3 protein-coding genes are annotated in these 6,304 nt (G+C 71.3%); all 3 read right to left on the bottom strand.

Features of this window, described 5'->3' with window-relative positions:
* Nucleotides 1–177 precede the first annotated feature (177 nt).
* Entirely contained in the window at nucleotides 178–3,969 is a 3,792-nt protein-coding gene (locus JWQ05_RS19250) for an EAL domain-containing protein (protein WP_299662039.1), read from the bottom strand.
* A 204-nt stretch (nucleotides 3,970–4,173) separates the two neighbouring features.
* Entirely contained in the window at nucleotides 4,174–5,550 is a 1,377-nt protein-coding gene (locus JWQ05_RS19245; RefSeq protein WP_299662036.1) for a HAMP domain-containing sensor histidine kinase, read from the bottom strand.
* A gap of 62 nt (nucleotides 5,551–5,612) precedes the next feature.
* The gene (locus tag JWQ05_RS19240) at nucleotides 5,613–6,281 is read right to left on the bottom strand and encodes a response regulator transcription factor (RefSeq protein WP_299662042.1); all 669 of its coding nucleotides are present in this window, start codon (nucleotides 6,279–6,281) and stop codon (nucleotides 5,613–5,615) included.
* Nucleotides 6,282–6,304: the final 23 nt, after the last annotated feature.

Below are 6,304 nucleotides of genomic sequence, written 5' to 3'. Positions count from 1 at the left end.
ATGCAGCACCCCCAGCCAAAGGCCAGAGACACCCGCCATCCCGTCGCTTGATGACCAGCAGCACCGCCAGACCCGCTGGCCGCCGCCGATGTGCAGCCGTATACGGACCACCATCCGACCCGTCAACTCCCCGGATGACGAATTCACGACAGGGCTTCGTGCGAGAGCGTCCAGAGTTCAGGCGGCGCTGCGGCGGAGCGCGAGGAAGGCCCTGGCTTCGGCGCTCGGCAGCGGCCGGCTGAAGAGAAATCCCTGCACCTCCGTGCAGCCCTCGCGGCGCACCTGCTCGAGCTGCGCCTCGGTCTCGATCCCCTCGGCGGTGATGCTGGTGCCGAGATGGGCTCCCAGTCCGACGACCGCGCGCACGATCGCGGCGGTGCCGGGATCGGCGATCTCGCGGATGAAGGACCGGTCGATCTTGATCCGGTCGAAGGGAAACCGGCGCAGATAACTCAAACTGGAATAGCCGGTGCCGAAATCGTCGAGGGCGATGCGAACCCCCATCGCGCGCAGGCGATGCAGGCAGGCCACCACCGCCTCCGCGTCCTGCATCAGCACGCTCTCGGTGATCTCGAGCTCGAGGCGCCATGCCGGCAGGCCGGAGGCGGCCAGAGCCGCCACGACGCCCTGTTCCAGGGTGCCCTGAAGGAACTGGACCGCCGAGACGTTCACGGCGATCCGCAATTCGCCGGGCCAGGATGCCGCCTCGATGCAGGCCGCGCGCAGGGCCCAGGTTCCGAGGGGTCCGATCAGGCCGGTCTCCTCGGCCAGCGGGATGAACTCGCCCGGCGCGATGCTGCCGCGCACGGGATGGTTCCAGCGCAGGAGCGCCTCGAAGCCCCGGACCGTCTCCGTGGCGAGATGCATCACCGGCTGGTAGTTCAGGCTGAAGCCGCCGGCCCGCACCGCCTCGCGCATCTCCAGTTCGAGGAGGTTGCGCTGGGTGACGAGGCTATCCATCCCGGCCTCATAGAACCGGAAGGTGTTCCGACCCGCGGCCTTGGCCCGGTAGAGGGCGATGTCGGCGTTGCGAAACAGGGTGTCGGCGTCGATCCCGTCCCGCGCACCGATGCCGATGCCGACGCTGGCCCCGATGCCGACCCTGTGGCCGTCGAGGTCCACCGGCTGCTCCACGGCCTCGATGACGCGCCGGGCCACGAGGCTGGCATCCGCGGGGTCGTCGAGCCCGGCGAGGATGATGGCGAACTCGTCGCCGCCGAGGCGCGCGACCGTGTCTCCCTCGCGGACCACGCCGCGCAGGCGCTCGGTGACGACCCGCAGGAGGGCGTCCCCGGCCGGGTGACCGAGGCTGTCGTTGACGGCCTTGAAGCGGTCGAGGTCGCAGGCCAGGACCGCGAAGCGGCAGGGATGCCGCCCGGCGCGCGCGATCTCGTGGTTGAGACGGTCCATGAACAGGATGCGGTTGGGCAGGCCGGTCAGGCCGTCATGCAGCGCCATGTGGGCGATCCGGCCCTCGGCCACCTTGCGCTCGGTAACGTCCATGGTGAGGCCGACGACCTTGACGGCCTCGTTGGTCTCCGGCTCGGAAACCACGCGGGCGAAGGATTGCAGCCAGCGCGGCGCCTCCCCCGGGGGCGTGACGAGGCGGAACTCGCAGTTGTAGGTGGTGCCCGCGGCCATGGCTCGCTGAACGTGGGCGTAGATGCTGTCGAGATCGGCCGGGTCGATCCGGCTGTCCCACTCCGCCACGCCGACCTCGACCTGCCCGTCGGCGGTCAGGCCGGAGCCGATGGGAAGACCGTACATCCGCGCGCTGTCGACGGAGTGGCGGACCGTGCCCCTCTTCAGGTCCCACGACCAGAGCCCGGCCCCGGCGGATTCCTGGGCGAGGCGGAGCAGGTTGGTCGTCTCCTCCAGGGTCATGCGTGCGGCCACGAGGTCGTCGATATCGAGGGCGGTCCCCAGCATGCCGACGAGTTCGCCACCCTCCAGGATCGGCAGCATCACCAGCTTGTGCCAGCGATAGGCGCCGTCGTGCCGGCGCAGGCGCCCTTCGAGCTCGTAGGGTTCGCCCCGGCGGCGAGCCTCGGTGAAGACGCGCTCCATCCGTTCGGCGTCGTCGGGGTGGTTGCGCGCCAGGCGCGCCATCCGTGACGACCCGATCGGGCCGTAATAGCTGTCGAACCGCTGGTTGACGTAGGTCGCCTCCCCGTCGCGCAGGGACATGACCCAGACGAGCTGGGGCAGGGAATCGGCAAGGGCGCGATAGCGGGACTCGCCCATGCGCAGGGCTTCCTCGACGGCGATCCGCTCGCTGATGTCGCGCGCCGCGGTGATCGTCTCGCTCGGCAGCCCGGCCGCGTCGCGCACGAGGCGGGTTCGTGCCTCGACCCAGACCCAGTGCCCGTCCCGGTGGCGCAGGCGGTGCGTGATCCGGTCCTGCTCGACCCGGCCGGCGCGGAATGCCGCGACGAAGGCCATCGTCGCCGCGACGTCCTCGGGGTGAAGCAGGTCCCGCAACGGAAAGGCCAGGAACTCCTGCGGCGTGTAGCCCAGGAGATCGTGCGACGCGGGGGAGACGTAGCTGCGCTGATCGTTGATGCCCCGGCGCACGATCATGTCGGAGACCGAATCCGCCAGCAGACGGTAGCGGCGCTCGCCCGCCTGGGTCCGGGCCTCGGCCGCCCGGTGCTCCGTCACGTCGGTGAAGGTATGAACGACGCCGCCACCATCCGGCAGCGGCACGGCGCGCACTTCGAGGGTGGTGCCGTCCGGGCGCGGCCAGTCGAAGCGCAAGGGAACCCAGCGCCCGGCGGCGTCGCGCAGACGCGGCCCGTGGGGGAGGGCGGCGAACTCCCCGCGCCGGGCCTGAAAGGCGAGAATCCGGCCGAGGCGCGCATTCTCGTTCAGCACATCGTCCGGCAGATCGAGGAGCTGGCGCGCACGCGGGTTGAACAGGCGCACGCACCCTTCCGCGTCGAGCATGACGAGGCCCTGGTCCATGTTCTCCAGGGTCGCGCGCAGGCTGAGGTCCTTGTCGCGCAGCTGCGCCTCGGATGCCGCCAGATCGGTGACGTCGAGGACGAGGCCGTAGAGCGCCAGGAGCCGGCCGCCGGCGTCCCGCTCGGCCGCACCCTGGACGATGACGTGGCGCAGGCTGCCATCCGGCCGCAGGATGCGCGCCCGTCCCTGATAGGCCGAGGCCTCGGGACCCTCGCCCGCCAGCGCCAGCGCGATCCGCGCTCCCACGCCCGCGCGATCCTCGGGATGGTAATAGGTCAGATGCTGGTCGAGGGGGATCGCGCCGCCCGGCGGCATCGGCCGGCCGAAGACGCGCGAGACACCCTCGGACCAGGTTACGAGGCGGGATTCGGGATGGATGCGCCAGTGGCCGAGATGCGCGACGGATTCCGTCATGCGCTGGGCACCGACGACGAGCTTGAGGTCGGCCGCCTTGGCGGCGAGGTGCTCCTCGGCCCGTTGGCGCTCCGAGCGCTCGATCTCGTGGGCACGCTGCGCGGCGGTGAGACGCAGATGCGCCTCGACGACGGTGCCGAGGTCGCGTAACCGCTCGGCGCAGGCCGCGTCGAAATCGTGGCGCGGGACCCGGTCGATGAGGCAGAGGGTGCCGAGCGAAACGCCGTCCGACAGGACGAGCGGCACGCCGGCATAGAAGCGGGCATGCGGCGCCCCGGTGACGAGGGGGCTGCCGGCGAATTCCGCATCGGACAGAAGGTCCGCCACCGCCAAGACCGTGCCGGGCGTCCCCAGGATGGTGCGATCGCAGAAGGCGCCGGCCCGTGGCAGCGTCCCGCCCTCGGCGACGCCGCAGCGGGCTTTGAGCGTGTAGGTGTCGGCTCCCGCGAGGTTCACCAGGGCGATCGGAACATCGAACAGCGCGCACGCGGTCCGGCACACCGCGTCGAGATGCGGCTCCGGCGTGCATTCTAGCAACCGAAGGTCGTTCAGGATCGCCAGACGCTGCGCCTCGACACTGGAGCTCGGCACGTCATCCCTTTCCGGTGGATCCGATTTTCGCGATCCGATTTCGGCGATCCATTCAAACCCGCCCGGACGGACGGATTCCAGAAGAAGCCGTTTCCTCTGCGGCGGATCTCGCCGGAAGCCGGGAGAGATCCCGTTCTGTCCAAGACGATGGGCTAAGAGCCTTTCACTTTTATTTATGTGCCACGCGACGCGCGAGGTCGCCTCTCAGGCCGGCAGCGTCAGCCGGGCGCTCAGGCCGCCGAGATCCGAGCGGCCGAGATCGAGCGCGCCGCCGTAGAGTTCGGCGAGTTCGGTCGTGATCGAGAGGCCGAAACCGTGGCCCGGCACACGCTCGTCGAGGCGGCCGCCGGGACGCAGGGCGCGGGCGGCGGCCACCGCGTCGAGGCCCGGACCATCGTCCTCCACCGTGACCACGACCGCGGCCCCGTCCGACCGGGCCGAGACGCGGACCCGCCCGGTGCCCCACTGGCAGGCATTGTCGATGAGGTTGCCGAGCATCTCGTCGATGTCCTGCGCGTCGCACGCCACCGCGAGGCCGGCTGGCACCGCGAGATCTATGGCCAATCCTTTGCCCGCGTAGAGGCGGTCGAAGGTGGTGCGCAGGTCGGCGACGGGCCCGGCGAGTTCGGTGCGGGCGCGGGTGGCGCCCCCGAGGGCGGCGGCCCTGGCCCGGCGCAGGTGATGGCGTACCCGCCGGTCCATGCCGGAGACCAGGTTCGAGAGGGTCCCGTCGGGGTCGCGATCGGCGAGCGCGAGGGTGAGGGTGGCGAGCGGCGTCTTCAGACCGTGGGCGAGGTTGGCCACATGCGTGCGCGCCCGTTCGAGGTTGGCGGCGTTCTGGTCGAGGAGCGCGTTCACCTCCGACACGAGGGGGCGGATCTCGGCGGGCTGCTTGCCCGGAACCCGGAGGCGGCGACCGGCCCGCACCTCCGCCAGATCGCGCCGCAGGCGCTCCAGCGGGCGCAAGCCCAGGCGGACCTGCGCCACCGTCCCCGCGAGGAGGCAGAAACCGAGGACGCCGAGGATCGCCGCCAGGGCGAGTCCCGCTTCGCGCAACGGTCCGTGCAGAGCGCGGGCGGGCGCCGAGGCGACGAGGATGGCGGGTGGGCTGCCTCCCTCCTGCGGCAGGACGAGGATGCGCAGGATCAGCGCATCGCCCCACGGCCCGGTGCCGTCGGCGGGGCGTGGCCGTTCGGGATCGCGGCTGCGAGGGAGTGGGTCGGGCAGCGTCAGGTCGCGGCCTTCGAGGGAGCCCGAACGCAGCACGTGGCTGCCCTGCCGCACCTGCCAGTACCAGCCGGACCGGTCGCGGTCGAAGGGCGGACCGTCGAGGTTGCGGCCGAGACGCAGGGTGTCGACGGGGCCGCGCTCCAGGCTCGCCGCGATGGCGACGAGCTGGCTGTCGAGGCGGCTGTCGAGCTGCGCCCGGACGAAGCGAGACAGGATCAGCCCGATCGCCACACCGGCGACCACGAGCGCTACGGTGACGAAGACGAGGGCAGCGAGCAGCAGGCGCCGCTGCAGGGAGCCGAGATGGAGGAATCCGACGCGCTTCGACTTTCGATCGGACGCCGGCTTCACGTCTCGGGTCGGCTTCGCGTCCGGAGCCGGGTGCCCCGGCCCGCGCGGAGGTGACGGGGGCATCAGGCGGGATCGCCCGGCAGCAGCCGGTAGCCGTGGCCGCGCACGCCCTCGATCCGGGCCGGGGCGATCTTGCGACGCAGGCGCGTGATGATGACCTCGACGGAGTTCGAATCGACCTCGGCGTCGCCATCGTAGACCCGCTCGATGAGCTGACCGCGCGGCACCACCCCATCCTTGCGCAGGATCAGGCAGGAGAGCACCCGCCATTCGAGGCCGGTCAGCTTCAGGGGCAGACCGTCGCGCTCGAAGGTGCCGAGGCCGGCCTCGTAGTTGAGAGGGCCGCAGGTGACGCGGGACACCCCGTGCGCGGTCGCCCGGCGCACCAGAGCGCGCAGGCGGATGACGAGTTCCTCCACCCGGAACGGCTTCACGAGGAAGTCGTCGGCGCCGGCCTTGAAGCCCGCGACCTTGTCGCTCCAGCCGTCCCGCGCCGTGAGGATGAGGACCGGCAGGGTCAGCCCCGCGCCCCGCCAGGCCTGGAGCACCGAAAGGCCGTCGCGCTTGGGCAGGCCGAGGTCGAGCACCACGGCATCGTAGGTCTCGGTCTCGCCGAGATGCTGGGCGTCCTCGCCGTTCTCCGCATGGTCGAGGGCGAAGTTCTCGGCCCGCAGCGCCTTGGCGATCTCGGCGGCCAGGGCCGCGTCGTCCTCGACGAGCAGGAGCTTCACGGGAGCGGCTTCATCATGGGTGG

The sequence above is a fragment of the Methylobacterium sp. genome (assembly GCF_028290105.1).
Lineage (GTDB): Bacteria > Pseudomonadota > Alphaproteobacteria > Rhizobiales > Beijerinckiaceae > Methylobacterium.
Note: the sequence above shows the minus strand (reverse complement) of the source record. Positions and strands in the feature narration are given on the sequence as shown.